Source organism: Nostoc sp., assembly GCF_036919595.1.
Classification (GTDB): domain Bacteria; phylum Cyanobacteriota; class Cyanobacteriia; order Cyanobacteriales; family Nostocaceae; genus Nostoc.
On sequence record NZ_JBALCO010000068.1, the window covers coordinates 1 to 13,676 of the forward strand.

General features: G+C 45.1%; 14 protein-coding genes and 2 pseudogenes. 9 read left to right on the top strand and 7 right to left on the bottom strand.

Annotation, left to right across the window (positions count from 1 at the left end; all coding sequences use genetic code 11):
• From V7K21_RS09290 to V7K21_RS09300, 3 genes and pseudogenes are all read right to left on the bottom strand, one after another.
• A pseudogene (locus tag V7K21_RS09290) lies at window positions 1-615 on the bottom strand (aldo/keto reductase); the annotation flags it as partial.
• An 81-nt stretch (window positions 616-696) separates the two neighbouring features.
• Window positions 697-1,059 (bottom strand): SDR family NAD(P)-dependent oxidoreductase, encoded by a 363-nt coding sequence (locus V7K21_RS09295; RefSeq protein ID WP_335173567.1) that lies wholly within the window; start codon window positions 1,057-1,059, stop codon window positions 697-699.
• Window positions 1,060-1,132: 73 nt separating this feature from the next.
• On the bottom strand, window positions 1,133-2,116 hold the full coding sequence (locus tag V7K21_RS09300; protein ID WP_335173569.1) for an aldo/keto reductase: 984 nt from the start codon (window positions 2,114-2,116) through the stop codon (window positions 1,133-1,135).
• A gap of 194 nt (window positions 2,117-2,310) precedes the next feature.
• Here V7K21_RS09300 and V7K21_RS09305 point away from each other — a divergent pair, with 194 nt between their 5' ends.
• Window positions 2,311-3,237, top strand: coding sequence for an AraC family transcriptional regulator (locus V7K21_RS09305; RefSeq protein ID WP_335173571.1), 927 nt, complete (start codon window positions 2,311-2,313; stop codon window positions 3,235-3,237).
• A gap of 792 nt (window positions 3,238-4,029) precedes the next feature.
• Here V7K21_RS09305 and V7K21_RS09310 read toward each other — a convergent pair.
• Window positions 4,030-4,305, bottom strand: a pseudogene (locus V7K21_RS09310) (transposase); the annotation flags it as partial.
• Between the two features lie 34 nt (window positions 4,306-4,339).
• On the opposite strand from V7K21_RS09310, the gene V7K21_RS09315 reads away from it, so the two are divergent.
• Window positions 4,340-5,287 (top strand): AAA family ATPase, encoded by a 948-nt coding sequence (locus V7K21_RS09315; protein ID WP_335173573.1) that lies wholly within the window; start codon window positions 4,340-4,342, stop codon window positions 5,285-5,287.
• Here the strand turns inward: V7K21_RS09315 and V7K21_RS09320 are convergent.
• Entirely contained in the window at window positions 5,276-6,988 is a 1,713-nt protein-coding gene (locus V7K21_RS09320; RefSeq protein WP_335173574.1) for an IS66 family transposase, read from the bottom strand. The genes V7K21_RS09315 and V7K21_RS09320 overlap by 12 nt on opposite strands.
• 106 nt (window positions 6,989-7,094) lie before the next feature.
• Here V7K21_RS09320 and V7K21_RS09325 point away from each other — a divergent pair, with 106 nt between their 5' ends.
• From V7K21_RS09325 to V7K21_RS09335, 3 genes are all read left to right on the top strand, one after another.
• Window positions 7,095-7,247, top strand: a complete 153-nt coding sequence (locus V7K21_RS09325; RefSeq protein WP_335173576.1) for a hypothetical protein — start codon at window positions 7,095-7,097, stop codon at window positions 7,245-7,247.
• Window positions 7,248-7,326: 79 nt separating this feature from the next.
• Window positions 7,327-7,494, top strand: a complete 168-nt coding sequence (locus tag V7K21_RS09330) for a hypothetical protein (protein ID WP_335173577.1) — start codon at window positions 7,327-7,329, stop codon at window positions 7,492-7,494.
• Between the two features lie 276 nt (window positions 7,495-7,770).
• Entirely contained in the window at window positions 7,771-8,574 is an 804-nt protein-coding gene (locus tag V7K21_RS09335; protein ID WP_335173579.1) for a hypothetical protein, read from the top strand.
• Here the strand turns inward: V7K21_RS09335 and V7K21_RS09340 are convergent.
• The gene (locus tag V7K21_RS09340) at window positions 8,541-8,999 is read right to left on the bottom strand and encodes a double zinc ribbon domain-containing protein (protein WP_335173581.1); all 459 of its coding nucleotides are present in this window, start codon (window positions 8,997-8,999) and stop codon (window positions 8,541-8,543) included. The genes V7K21_RS09335 and V7K21_RS09340 overlap by 34 nt on opposite strands.
• A 95-nt stretch (window positions 9,000-9,094) precedes the next feature.
• Between V7K21_RS09340 and V7K21_RS09345 the strand changes: the two genes are divergently transcribed.
• Both V7K21_RS09345 and V7K21_RS09350 read left to right on the top strand, forming a co-directional pair.
• Complete coding sequence (locus V7K21_RS09345) at window positions 9,095-9,991, top strand: tyrosine-type recombinase/integrase (RefSeq protein ID WP_335173583.1); 897 nt, start codon at window positions 9,095-9,097, stop codon at window positions 9,989-9,991.
• 173 nt (window positions 9,992-10,164) lie between these two features.
• A complete protein-coding gene (locus V7K21_RS09350; protein WP_335173585.1) occupies window positions 10,165-10,329 on the top strand; it encodes a hypothetical protein in 165 nt (54 codons plus the stop codon).
• Between the two features lie 4 nt (window positions 10,330-10,333).
• Here V7K21_RS09350 and V7K21_RS09355 read toward each other — a convergent pair whose 3' ends face one another.
• On the bottom strand, window positions 10,334-11,272 hold the full coding sequence (locus V7K21_RS09355; protein WP_335173586.1) for a LysR family transcriptional regulator: 939 nt from the start codon (window positions 11,270-11,272) through the stop codon (window positions 10,334-10,336).
• A gap of 430 nt (window positions 11,273-11,702) precedes the next feature.
• On the opposite strand from V7K21_RS09355, the gene V7K21_RS09360 reads away from it, so the two are divergent.
• Both V7K21_RS09360 and V7K21_RS09365 read left to right on the top strand, forming a co-directional pair.
• Window positions 11,703-12,014 carry an alpha/beta fold hydrolase gene (locus V7K21_RS09360; RefSeq protein ID WP_335173587.1) on the top strand — a complete coding sequence of 104 codons (312 nt, stop codon included), beginning with the start codon at window positions 11,703-11,705 and terminating at the stop codon, window positions 12,012-12,014.
• 4 nt (window positions 12,015-12,018) lie between these two features.
• Complete coding sequence (locus tag V7K21_RS09365; protein WP_335173589.1) at window positions 12,019-13,113, top strand: Gfo/Idh/MocA family protein; 1,095 nt, start codon at window positions 12,019-12,021, stop codon at window positions 13,111-13,113.
• The last annotated feature ends 563 nt before the right edge of the window (window positions 13,114-13,676 follow it).

The following is a 13,676-nucleotide window of genomic DNA, read 5'->3' on the forward strand; positions in this document are numbered from 1 at the left end:
GCGACCAACGAAAATTTTTTGAGTTGCATTTAGCTGCTGATTTTCAGGTACAACTCTTAATTTACCCGTTTTTAGGCTTAACCGAAAAGTATTGGGTGCTGCCTGATCGAGCCGATCTAACACCTTGCGGCTCAACTCAATTTCAGCCGCTGCCTCCGATAGTCCCAGGTATCGGACTTTGCCTTGCTGAACCAGTTCAGCCATTGCGCCAACCGTATCTTCGATCGGCACAGTTGGATCGACCCGGTGCTGGTAGAACAAATCAATGTAATCAGTGCTTAGACGCTTGAGCGATTCATCACAAACTTTGTGAACATTGTCAGGTTTGCTGTTGAGTCCCTGCCTTGCACCACCAGAAATGTCAAAGCCAAACTTGCTAGCAATCACAACTTGATTGCGTCACCCTTGGACGGCGCGACCAACAAGCTGCTCGTTGGTAAACGGTCCGTAGATTTCGGCGGTATCGAACAACGTAATGCCAAGCTCAATCGCACGATGAATCACGGCGATCGACTCCTTCTCATCACTGTTGCCGTAGGCATAACTCATCCCCATGCAGCCGAGACCCAATGCTGAGACTTTCAACCCTTGGGTTCCAAGTGTTCTAGTTTTCATAAATTTTCCTGAGATTGCAACTTTTATTCATCACTGATCCACTGCTCACACCCATTTCAGTATCTCAACGTCGGCTGGTGCTTAACCGCTCTGTCCAATTGCTCGAACGACGATTTCATTGACATCTACATCTTCTGGTTGCTCGATCACAAATGCAATTGCACGAGTGATCGCCTCAGATGGGATGACTGACTTGCGAAATTCCGCCGTCCACTGCGCCGCTGATCCAAGATTCCTCGATATGTTGACGATGCAACCGCTGGTTGACTTGCTGACCCGAACATCCCCAAGGACTTTGAGCGTCTCAGCCACCTCTGTTCCACGGGTCAGTTCGCAAGCACCGAGCAGTACTGTGCAACCGTTTTGAGTTAGTTGACGCGCAATCTCCAAGCCAAGACCTTTGCTCGCTCCCGTGATCAAAGTTACTTTGGCATTAGCGTTCATCTGTTGTAGTCTCCGGTTGTGTTGCAAAAATGATTAAAGAACAAACGATTGACTCAACTTTGACTCGATTCAATTAATGATTGAGCGCTTTCATTTGCTGTTCAGCATAGCGAGACCCAGCGGCAATTCCTTTGGGAGCAACCGCTTCAATTTGGTTCAACTCTTCAGAAGTTAGAGTCATGTCAGTTGCAGCAATGTTTTCTTCCAGGTAGCTTTGCCGTTTCGTACCCGGAATCGGCACAATGTCATTGCCCTGAGCTAGTAGCCACGTCAAAGCAAGTTGACCAGGTGTCACGCCTTTTTCTGAAGCGATCGCTTTCACCTGTTCTACCAGTTGCAGATTCTTGTAGAAATTCTCGCCCTGAAATCGCGGTGAATTTCTGCGATAGTCATCTTGGGCGAAATCTTCTGGGCTGGTGAACTGCCCTGAGAGAAATCCACGACCGAGTGGGCTGTAAGCTACATAGCCAATGCCTAACTCGCGCACAGTCGGCAAAATCTCATCTTCTGGGTCACGGCTCCACAGGGAGTATTCCGTTTGCAGGGCAGTAATCGGGTGAACTGCATGTGCCCGTCGAATCGTGGCAGGAGCCGCTTCGGACATCCCAAGATAGCGGACTTTGCCCTGCTGCACCAGTTCTGCCATTGCCCCGATGGTCTCTTCAATCGGCACCGATGGATCAACCCGATGCTGATAGTAAAGGTCAATTACATCAACTCCTAAGCGTTGCAATGAAGCATCACACGCTTGATGCACATATTCTGGTTTGCCGCTCACGCCTACAAACTGACCATCTATGCTACGGACATTACCAAATTTTGTGGCTAGCACAACCTGATCTCGACGATCACGGATTGTTCTGCCCACTAATTGTTCATTTGTGAAGGGGCCGTACATATCAGCCGTATCCAGCAGCGTTACACCAAGTTCTAAAGCGCGGTGAATTGTGGCGATCGATTCTTGCTCATCGCGCCCTGCATAGAACTCAGACATGCCCATACAGCCTAGCCCTAGTTCTGAAACTACCAGTTCTTTGCCAAGTTGACGTGTTTTCATTAAAGTTCTCCTGATTTAACTTTCGATTTCGAGTCTTATCTTGCAGCATGGGTTCATAGTAGGCTCAATCAGCTTTTACATGAATACATAAACCTCGCAGATGATTGCCTAATCCTCTCAAGCCACACGTTAGTCATGGAAAAAATTTCTTATAATGAGCGCAGGAGAAGGGTTAAATCAGTCAGGAATTTAGCATGAGGAGTAAGATACTGAGCAATGAGGCAGCGATCAATAAATGTAAAGAACTAGCAGCATTAGTCAATCTGCATACTGACGGCAAGGGAAACGGTGCCCATGCAACCGCGATCAATCCCTTAGTCTTCACGCGAGAATGCGATCCTCCAGCTGCAATACAGGGGGTCAGCGAACCACTGCTCGTCATTGTGGTGCAGGGCGAAAAAGAAGTGTTGCTGAAGGAGGAAGGCTATCGCTACGGTGTCGCTCAGTATTTGGTTGTGTCGGTGGATATGCCGCTGAGTGGATGTGTGGTAGAGGCAACCCCCAGTCAGCCTTATCTAGGATTTAAGCTCAAGTTAGACTCTGCCCAACTCTGTGAAATCATTGCTCAAACTAACTTAAATATAAGTAAGAAAGAATCAGTGAGAGGCTGGTTCATCAGCGATGCCGATCCACCATTGATTGATTGTGCCATCCGGTTGACAAAGCTTTTAGAGACACCGCAGGACATCTCGTTCCTGGCACCGATGATCATCCGCGAAATCTATTACCGTCTGCTTATGGGGGAACAAAGCGAAGCAGTTCGTCAGATTGCCACCTCTGGTAGCAACATGCAGCGCATCGCTGAGGCAATCAAACGGCTCAAGGCTGATTTTGCAAAGCCACTGCGGGTTGAGGATTTAGCAGAGCAGGCGAATATGTCTGCTTCATCGTTTCACCGCCATTTCAAGGCAGTCACCTCGATGAGTCCGCTACAATATCAAAAACAGTTGAGACTCTTGAAAGCGCGTCAGATGATGCTTGCCAAGGATGTCGATGCGACTCAGACTGCCTATAAGGTTGGATATGAGAGTACTTCGCAGTTCAGTCGCGAATATGCCCGCATGTTTGGCGCGCCGCCCATCAGGGATATTGAACGGTTACGAATAGAGGCTGTCGCCTAATTTGAGAATTCCTTGTTTTGCGAAGCATGACTAGTACGGACGCGACAAGCATCTTCATTCTATCTTGCTTTAGCGCACCTTCAATATTCAGCATTGTGCCTTTTTAGCACTGTTGTCTATTGTCTCTTATTTCCCGACAACTTTATTACTTAAGGATGATATATAAGGATGGTGAAAATGTTAAATTTCGACGGTTTATTTTTGCCCCAAAACAGCACTAAAGTCAAGGTTGAGAACTGAAGTTACTGAAAAGCTAGATTTAGGTAGGTAAAAGTTATGGCAAATATCATTACAAAAATTTTGTGGTTGTTTGATTTTTATTAGCGCTCTCTTGTCATCAAGGGGTACGGTTTGCGGGGTGCTATTTTTAGCATCTCACATTCGATTGCTCAATGCAAGTAGTTTTGGTAAGCGATAGGGATTCTTGTAGAGATATTAAGATGATAAGTCTTTATGCCATTCGGTACTGCCCAAAATCCAAATAGGGGAGTATATTAAAGGGAATGGTTATGGTAGAGGCAGCATGGCAGTCTAAATAATAAGTAATTAGATATACTATATTTAATTAATTTAACACTGAAAATCCCACCGTGGGCATTGCTGGTGTGCCAAATCTTGGGCATATTTTGGTTGCTTTTTGGCAAGACTTGTATGTATAGTTTTAAAATTCCTGGCTGAGACTGTGTAGGAGTCTGATACATAAGCTTTACGCAAACAAAGTGTTTCGGTAAAAATTACAGATACCTCTCAAGTTAGAGATACATTCTGTGCAGGGTTAGCGCGTCTCAAACCCTATTGACAGATGGGATTATCGCAAAGTGAAGAGTTGGGGAGAGCAGCAGCCAACACAGAAGCCATGTAGTTATCATTCATAGCCGCTCGCAGTGACTTTTGGCGAATACTGCGACGGAAAGATGATTCTCTCTCTAAGGCATTGAGGGCAATTCGATGTAGCAAGGCAAAATTCTGTGGGCTGTGCAGAGAACGAATGCGACATTCATCTTCATCAAACGTGACATCTAATGTCCAATGAACAGAGTTTTCGATGCCCCAGTGCTGTCGAATTGCGCTACCAATTTTGTTAGCATCATTGGCTGCTCGGATGCGTCCCCGGACACTCAATCAATTTATTGGTCAAGAGCATATTATTGGACAAGGAAGACTACTGCGGCGTGCTATTAGTTTGGATCAACTGTCTTCCTTAATCTTTTCTGGGCCACCAGGTACTGGCAAGACTACTTTAGCACGTGTTATTGCCAACAGCACTCGCGCTCACTTCATAGCTATCAATGCCGTACTTTCGGGAGTTAAAGAAATTCGAGCGGCAATTGAAATAGCCCAACAGCGCAAGTTCCATAATCAACGAACTATTCTTTTTGTCGATGAAGTCCATCGTTTTAATAAGTCTCAGCAAGATGCTCTATTGCCTTGGGTAGAGAATGGTACAATTATTCTCATTGGTGCTACCACCGAAAATCCTTTTTTTGAAGTAAATATTGCACTTGTCAGCCGTTCGCGGATTTTTCAACTTCAGCAATTAACTAATAAAGATTTATCCAAAATTGTTGAGCAAACGCTAGCTGATTCGGAACGCGGTTATGGCAACTTACAGCACTTTCGAGGTATACGAGGTACATTAAGTATTATTACATTAAGAACTACAATGAAACCGTACTCAATCGATTTGCGAGAAAAAATAGTAAATACGTATGAAAGAGGTGATACTTCGGTCAGAAAAGTAGCCGTTCAATTTGGTGTAGCGAAAAGTTATCTACAAAAGCTCCTCCAGCTAAAAAGAACCCAAGGTCATCTAGAACCTAAAAAGCAAGGTGGGACAATGAAGGGTAAATTGGATGAGTACGATAGCGAATTAGCTGAAATGGTTAAAAGCCATCGAGACGCAACTTTATTAGAATACTGCGAGTATTTTGGAGAAAAATATAACGTTTGGGTATGTGCAAGTGTAATGTGCTGTGCATTGCAAAAACAAAAACTAACACGAAAAAAAAGTATCCCCTCAATAATTGGGGGTAGGCGGTTATTCAGGTAACCACGACCAGCCAAATGGATTAGAAGAAGATCGATCACGAAGAATATTGCCCAAAGAGGGAATATGTCCAATTTGAGAAATGCGATGCCTACGGCGGGCTGCGCCTACGCGGATATACTCAAAAAAGCTGATACCTAACTTGCGAGTAGTGGCAACAAGCGATATAAAAATATCCCACGCCTTTGCACCTTGTTCTGTCTGGGTAGCATAGCTAATATTACGTCGCTGCACCATAGTCCTAGCAGCCAACTCAGCAGGATTGTTATGCAATGGTAATTCTGGATGCTCTAAAACTAAAAGCAACTCAAAAGCTTTTGCAGCAGTTAATCGTTTTCGCTCATCCAACTGTTCGTAACCAGTTTTTTCGGTAAAAAGCGTCCAAAATTCCGACTTTAGTTCGCGAGCTTTATCCCGACTCGGAGAATCTCGATAAGCTAATAATTTTCGGTAATATTTCCAGAATCGTTCCAGAAAATCATCCAAAACTTTTTGGTGGCAGGCAACAAATGGACCTAACTTCTTATAATGCCGTCCTTCATGTACCCAACAAAGAGCTAAATCATCGGTTAATAACTTGAACTGGGGAGCATCATCACATAGTAGGGTTTTGATTACAGGAATAGTCGATTGCTGATGATAAAAGGCAATTGCTGCTGATTCGTAGATCCGGGTACGATATTGAGAGCCTAATTTACTTAAATACTCATCAATTAATGTATTGAACTCAGTTTCTGTAAAGGCTGTTTGCTGAGGCAATAATTTGAGTTGATGAATCCACTTGGTTGGTAAGTGGAAAGTATCTAATAACTCGTATGTCAATTCCGAAAGGATAAACTCAAGCTCAGTTGTATTTTGAAATACTTTTAATTCGCTCAAACGGTCTTTGTTTCTTGTCGTCTGGTAGATTGTATATAAAGGGTTACAAATTACGTTGGTTGTATGGTTGACTCCGCCAACACGCGCACCTGTTTGGTCAAAGTGCTGCCAGGGACTACTTGCTAGACCCTCAGTATATACTTCTTGATACTCTGCTTCAAAATCTTCTTGGTTTTTGATTAATAAATTCGATAAGTGTCCTGCACTCATCGAGATACCAATATCTTCGAAAAATTCTAATAGTTTTCCTTGGGTCATGTTTCCGCCGTAATACAGACTTACGACTAAAGCTTTTATCCCTGGATCAAATTCTCCGTCATAACCCGTTGGTAGCAGCGCTAAATAAGTTTTTCCTTCAGAAGGTGAGTAGTATTTTTCTTTGCGGAATAGTACGTTATCTGCTTGAAGTAATATGTCTTGAACTACTACTTCTTCGTAACCCTTGAACTGTGCATCTGCTGGGAGTTTTTCTTGGGGGTAAACTACCACCTCTTCCCGGTCTATCTTAATGGTTTGGTTTTTACTGGTTTTGCGATGTTCTTTGGGAATTTTTCGCTCTTTCTCTGACGAGTGGTCTTTTTCAAATCCTTTCTTGTTTTTATTGGCTTTGATGTCAGGTTTGCCTTGTTCTCCCTTGAGGCGGTTGTTTTCGTCCCGTAGTTTTTGGTTTTCTTCTTCTAATTCTTTGATTTTTAAGTTTAGTTGCTCTATCAGGTTCAATAGCAGTTCTACTGTTTGACGCACTCCTGATTCTGCAATCTGCTTTGGGTCGATTGATTGCAACAATGCGGTGATTAGTTTGTCTGATGATGGTTTTTGCGTCATGTCTCATATTCTATGACGCACGGTCTACCTTTACCCCGATTTTTTGAGCGGATACAAAAAAAAGACCGTTAGGAGTAGTCAAGCGAAAACAGAAAGAGTCCAAAGGTTGAGAATAGAGTATTGGGAGAAAGTAAAACAAGTAGACCCAGAAAACCTTGTTTTTATTGATGAAATGGGTGTTTTACTTGGTTTGACCCGAACTCATGCCCGAAGCGATCGCGGCAGTAGAGTATATGATTTTCAACCATATTATCGATAGCGCAGCGTTAGCGAGTCTTCGAGCGTCGGTGCAAAAGTCAGTGTAATTGGGGGAATCAGCTTAAAGAAAGTTTTATGTCATGACTTTAAACCGCTCAATGGGTGGGAATGCATATAAAGTCTTTATTGAACATTTTTTGCTGCCACAATTATGGACTGGTGCAGTAGTTGTAATGGATAATCTTCCTGCACATCAAGTTGCAGAAATTAAACCCTTAATTGAAGGAGTTGGTGCAAGTGTTCTGTAGCTGTCTCCCTATTCTCCTGAATTTAACCCCATCGAACATTGGTGGTCACAACTAAAAGCATTCCTGAAACAATTTTCTCCAAAAAATGCATCTGGAGTTGATGTTTTAATAAAAATAGCGCTGGAATTAATTAATCCTGAACATCTCAAAAATTGGTTTATAAATTGCTGTTACTGTACCTCATAAACCCCGAAATTGCTGTAACAGTAGAAATTGACGCAGATGCTTTAGATCATCTAGTTAATGTTGCTAACGGTGATGCTCGTTCACTATTGAATGGCTGTAGAGACTACATCCCCCAAGGCTACAGGCGTTATTCATATTCCCTTAGCAGTGGCAGAAGAATCAATTCAGCAGCGTGCTGTTTTATACGACAAAGAAGGGGATGCCCATTTTGATACCATCAGTGCTTTTATCAAAAGCTTACGAGGTTCTGACCCAGATGCAGCACTCTACTGGCTGGCCAAAATGGTTTATGCAGGTGAAGACCCGCGTTTTATTTTCTGTCGGATGTTGATTCTTGCAAGCGAAGATGTCGGATTAGCTGACCCACAAGCAGTTGTCGTTACAAATGCTTGTGCCGAAGCGTTTGATCGCGTGGGAATGCCGGAGGGACGTTATCATTTGGCGCAGGCAGTGCTTTATTTAGCAACTGCACCAAAATCCAATAGCATTATGGGCTTTTTTGATGCTTTAGCCGCAGTAGAAATTGAAAATGTTGCTTCCGTTCCCACCCATCTTAAAGATGCCAATCGGGATAAAAAAGGTTTTGGACATGGAGTGGGTTATGTCTATCCTCACGCTTATCGAGATCATTGGGTAGAACAGCAATATTTACCCAAGAGCTTGCAAGGTCAATTGTTTTATCAACCATTAACCCAAGGTTATGAAAACCAAATCGCAATACAAGTAGCACGTCGTCGAGAAGCTCAACTTGCTGCAATAGTAGAAGGTATTGGTGTTGCACCAGTGGAAGTCATGACTTATGGAACTGTTGACCGAGCAGATGAGCGCTGGTTGCAACGCACACTTTCTCAGGTAGGCTATCAAGTCACACCAGAATTAACAGACTCCTTGTAGGGAAAACCACAGTAAGGACAGAAGCGGAATTTCACTGACGTAATCGGTTCGTTACACCTGGCACAACTATTACGTAACCCAGTCCCGCACAAAAAACAGAACTTGGAGCGTGGCGACAACCAAATATCTTCAAGTGTTGTTCCAGGCTGCCAACAGTGGGGACAAAATTTGAGAACATCTGTTGCAGAAACTGGAACACCACGAGCAACCGCATCCAGGTACTCAGATGGAACATGCAATGCGACAGCCAGCCCACGCTGACTTTTGCTATTAAGCTTAGTTGTCATCCCTCGTTCAATCTTACCTAAACTTTGAAGATGAATTCCGGCTTTTAGGGCCAGTTCAGTTTGACTTAACGAAAGGCTGGTGCGTATTCTTTTAACGTACTCTGCCAACGATTCTTGGGGTTGAGGGGTGTTATCCATGCTTTTAGTATGTATGAAAATATATGTTTAGTTATCTTAGCTAAATATGTTTTTGGAATACTATACTCTACTTTTAGTTCAAAAATATTTAAAACATGACAATTACATTAGCACAACTTGCTACAGCATTCCTCTCACGAGATGGATTAGCTGCTAGTACACTTAAATCTTACGAACAAACGCTACTATCTTTGCTCAAAGTGCATGGCAGAACACCTATAGAGTTAGTAGACCGTCAATTGCTGAAAGATTATCTCCAAAGTTTAGATGATTTAAACTATACAACCCATAATCGCCATCAAGCGATAATCAGCGCCCTGTTTAATTTTGCTGTAGATTCCGGCTACATTCAATCAAACCCAGCCAGCCGTTTAAGTCCCAGGAAACCAAAACGAGAACGGGGAGAACATAAGACAGACGAGGTAATACGCTATCTCACACCATCAAAATTAGATATTTTGTATGCAAACGTCAAAAAATCTAACGCCAGACTGGAGACGATAGTTTGCTTGCTGCATCGAAGTGGAGCCAGAATCGGAGAATTACTTTCCTTAGAGTTAGCACACATAAATATGGAGCAACGCAAGTTCCAAGTAGTGGGAAAAGGCAACAAACAACGCTGGTGTTTTTATATTGAAGATGCAGAAATTGCTTTACAAGACTATATCAAATATTATCGTCATCCTGCCTCCAAAGCATTATTCACTGCCCAGCACCCAACAACTAAAGTCATAACACCAGTAAGTTATGAAGCCGTGAGCGCAGACTGGAGAAAAGTAATTAACCAAAGCCATGAACTCAAAGGCATTCGGCTGCATGACCTCCGCCATACATTTGCGACTGAGCGGGTGGGACTTATGGCGATTGAGGAGCTACGAGCGCTGATGGGGCATGAAAATATTCAGACTACATTACGCTACCAGAAAATTACATCTTCACGAGCGGAATCAGTGGCCAAATCAGCTTTAGATAACTTAGTCAATAATATATAACTTGTTTTTCATTATCTGTAGCGATCGCTTGCTAAAGTATTGTAAATTTTAATTTATAACAGAGTATTGATTATACTCCGCATCAAAGGAGTGAGGGATAATGAAACAAAACTCATGAAGTCTGCATTTTTGCAAGTATATTAACAAAACTTTTTATTTATCCCCTATTCCTGTTGGTAAATTCAAAATTCAATCAGGCGATCGCTCTTAACCATCGGGTATACCCCACACACATCGGTTTGAAGCTAAACGCAGCAACAGGTTTACGTCAATGTCCTCCGTTGCTTAGACAAATTTGCCGTTACCATAGCCTCGGTCATAAGCAGCAAGCGGTCTGAATTGTTACGGGACATGGCATTGTGTGTCAGTTTCTGTAATATTGTCCCAATCAGGCGTAGGGCGAAATCGCTCGACTAAAAAATCTACAAAAACTTGGGTTTTGGAAGGAGTGTATTGCCCTACGCCTAACACTGCAAAAATATCAGTTGTAGGGACTTTCCAATCATCAAGCACTGTTTTCAGTCGTCCAGTTCTGAGCGGATCTCCGGCAATATATGTTGCCAACAGCGCAATTCCGCAACCTCCTAACACCGCTTGATACAAAGCTTCTGCATTATCAGCCCTAAGCTTACCTTTAACGGGTACAGCAATCCGTTGGTTTTGGCGCGACAAGTGCCATATATCTCCGGTAGCAAGTCGCGAGAAGTTTAAACAACTGTGCTCTTCTAACTCCTTTGGTGTTTGAGCCGAACCATACTTTTGCAGATAGGTAGGTGAAGCGCATAAAACGCGGCGATTGGGAGCTAACCGACGCACAACCAGTTGGGAATCTTGTAACTGACCGATGCGAATGGCAACATCAATCGATTCCTCCAGTACATCCACGAATCGATCCGTGAAAGATAGATCGAGATTGATCTGGGGGTAACGATCAAGAAATTCAGGTAGGACAGGCGCAATCTGCCGCTGTCCAAAAACTACAGGTAGCGTTACCCGCAGCAACCCACGCGGCTCTGCACTCAAGTGTGAGACGAGCGCATCCGCTTGGTCTAGTTTTGCCAACACTTCTTGAGAGTGAGATAAATACAAAATTCCAGCTTCTGTAAGTGTCACCCGTCGCGTGTTGCGGTTGAACAAACGCACGCCTAATCGCTTTTCTAAGCGTCGGATGCGGCGACTCAACGCTGATGGATCGATTTGTAAACTATCCGCCGCTTCCACAAAGCTCAACTTTTGAGCCACAACTACAAAACTCCGAATCAATTCAAATCGATCGTCCATCTACGCGATCACTCCCTATGTTGAATGCCAAAACTAAGGTAACTTATGCATTAATGTATTGCATAAGTTACCGATTATTGATTTTGTCGCAACGATTATACTGAATACAGGTAGCTAATTTTCGGCAAATTGGTTTTCAAGAGGGTATTTTCATGAAAGTAGATCGCGCCAGACGAGCGTCATTAACACGGTGCTGCCCCTGAGCAGGTCTTCATCCATAACGAGCGACACTGGACGGCTTGCAGGCGGTCTGGCTCGATCCCGTGACGGATGCGGAATACGAGCAGATGCCTGGGTGATTCAACCCGGATGTATCATCTACCGCTGTTTGAAGCGCCGAACGGATTAGCGGAAGCGCTGCTCGTCGGTCGAGAGAGGATGTTTGTCGAGCATTTCATGCTCCAGCAGTCATATGACCCGACCGGGCTAGATGAAGACGCTAGAGGAGTATGCCCGCTGTCTGGCGGCACCGGGGGCGCTCAAGGGTGGCATCAGCTATTTCCGGAGCCATAAAATCGATGCCGAACACAATCGCGAGAATGCCAAGACCAAGCTGCTCATGCCCGTGTTGACGGTCGCTGGAACGGCGAGCTTCGGGGCTAACCTCAAAGGGCAGATCCGCCCGCTCGTCCAGCGGATGCGGGCTGTCATGGTCGAAAATTGTGGTCACTACCTCGCCGAGGAACGATCAGACCGTGTCATCGAAGAATTGCTGCGGTTTAAAACGAAACAACGGAGATAATATCATGACAAAATCATTGCGGATTGGAATCATTGGTGCCAGCGCTGATCGCGGCTGGGCGAAAGAGTCGCATGTTTTTGCAGTCCAGAAGCTGGCGGGATTAGAGTTAGCGGCTGTAGCAACAAGCAGACAGTCAACGGCTGATGCTGCCGCCAAAGCCTTCGGTGCCTTGGCTGCCTATGGCAAAGCAGATGACCTGATCCGAGATCCAGACGTTGACCTGGTGGCGGTTTGCATCAGGGTTCCTAATCACCGTGAACTGGTCTTGAGTGCTATTGCCGCAGGCAAGCACGTTTACTGCGAGTGGCCGCTGGGTCGCAACATTGCCGAAGCCGAGGAAATGGCCGCTGCCGCTGACGCTGCAAAAGTCCACGCGGCGATTGGGCTTCAGACGCGGATGAACCCCGCCGCGCATCGCGCACGCGATCTGATTACTTCCGGTGCGATCGGGCGTTTGCTCAGCGCACGGATCTACTCCGGCACCGGCGCTTTCAGTCCGAGAGTCGCGGCGGCGGATTCCTATCTGGAGAACGCCGAGAACGGTGCCACCCTCGTAACTATCCACGGTGGCCATGCGCTTGATCTGGCTGGTGCAGTGCTTGGACAGATCGAAGACGTGACTGCGCTGACCACGACCCAGTACCCCGAAATCCAGGTCGGCGACGATTCGACGCCGCAGGTGCGATTAATCCCCGATCACCTTCTCATGCAGGCACATCTTGCTGGTAGCGGGGCGCTGTCGATTGAGGTGGCGGGGGGTCGTCCGCCTGAAAAGACACCGTTCTGTCTGGAGGTGAGCGGTGAGAACGGTGAAGTTGCGCTAGATGGCGGCGCACTCAGAGGCTTCCAGTCCGGTCGCCTGCGCCTTTGGCTCAATGGCGAACTGCAGTCCGTGGATGAGGGCGAAGTTGCTTCGATGCCGGACACGGCTACCAATGTCGCAGGAGTTTATACAGCCCTTCGCGATGACATTCTCCGGGGAACCTCGACTGTCCCCGACTTCCATCATGCAGTGCGCCTAACGCGGCTGCTCGAGGATGTGATGTCATCAGCACGAACCGGAACTCGAAAGTTGCTCGCAGACTGGCCAGAGCAATAGTGAGCATAGGAATCGTCGCAACTGTGTTCAAAGACGATGCCTGAATCTGTCGCTTTGATAACGAACAAAGATGAATGGCACTCTTGTAAAGCTCTAAGCTATGCGCGATGAATACTACAGCTTTTAAAGCTCTTGAACGAATGGCACGCTTGTTATCGGCAAATTCATTATTCATAAGGCTTTTAGGTGTGGGGCGTGGGGTGTAGTGACGTTCGCGCCAGCGTTGCTCCCGCAAAGGAGTTTATTAATTTTCGCACTTATTTTTAATTTTCTTTGTTTTCTCCTACACCCGACACCCTAAGCCTGCAACCCTGTCCTGACGAGGTTTCACGTTTTCTTAATGCCATTCGCTCTTGAACAGTGTCAGGATGGGTCTAGTATCGCAAGGCGGAAGTCAAAAATCAAAAGGTATTAATTTTGGGCTTTCTGGCTGTTTTTAATGGTAGGTTTATTTTCGCCGACCTGTACTAGTAGTCTGTCAAGAAAGAATTGAGGGATAAAGACGCTTCAATTTGATTCGTGCATCTACGGTAGTAAATTGCCAATCAACAGTACGTGACAAA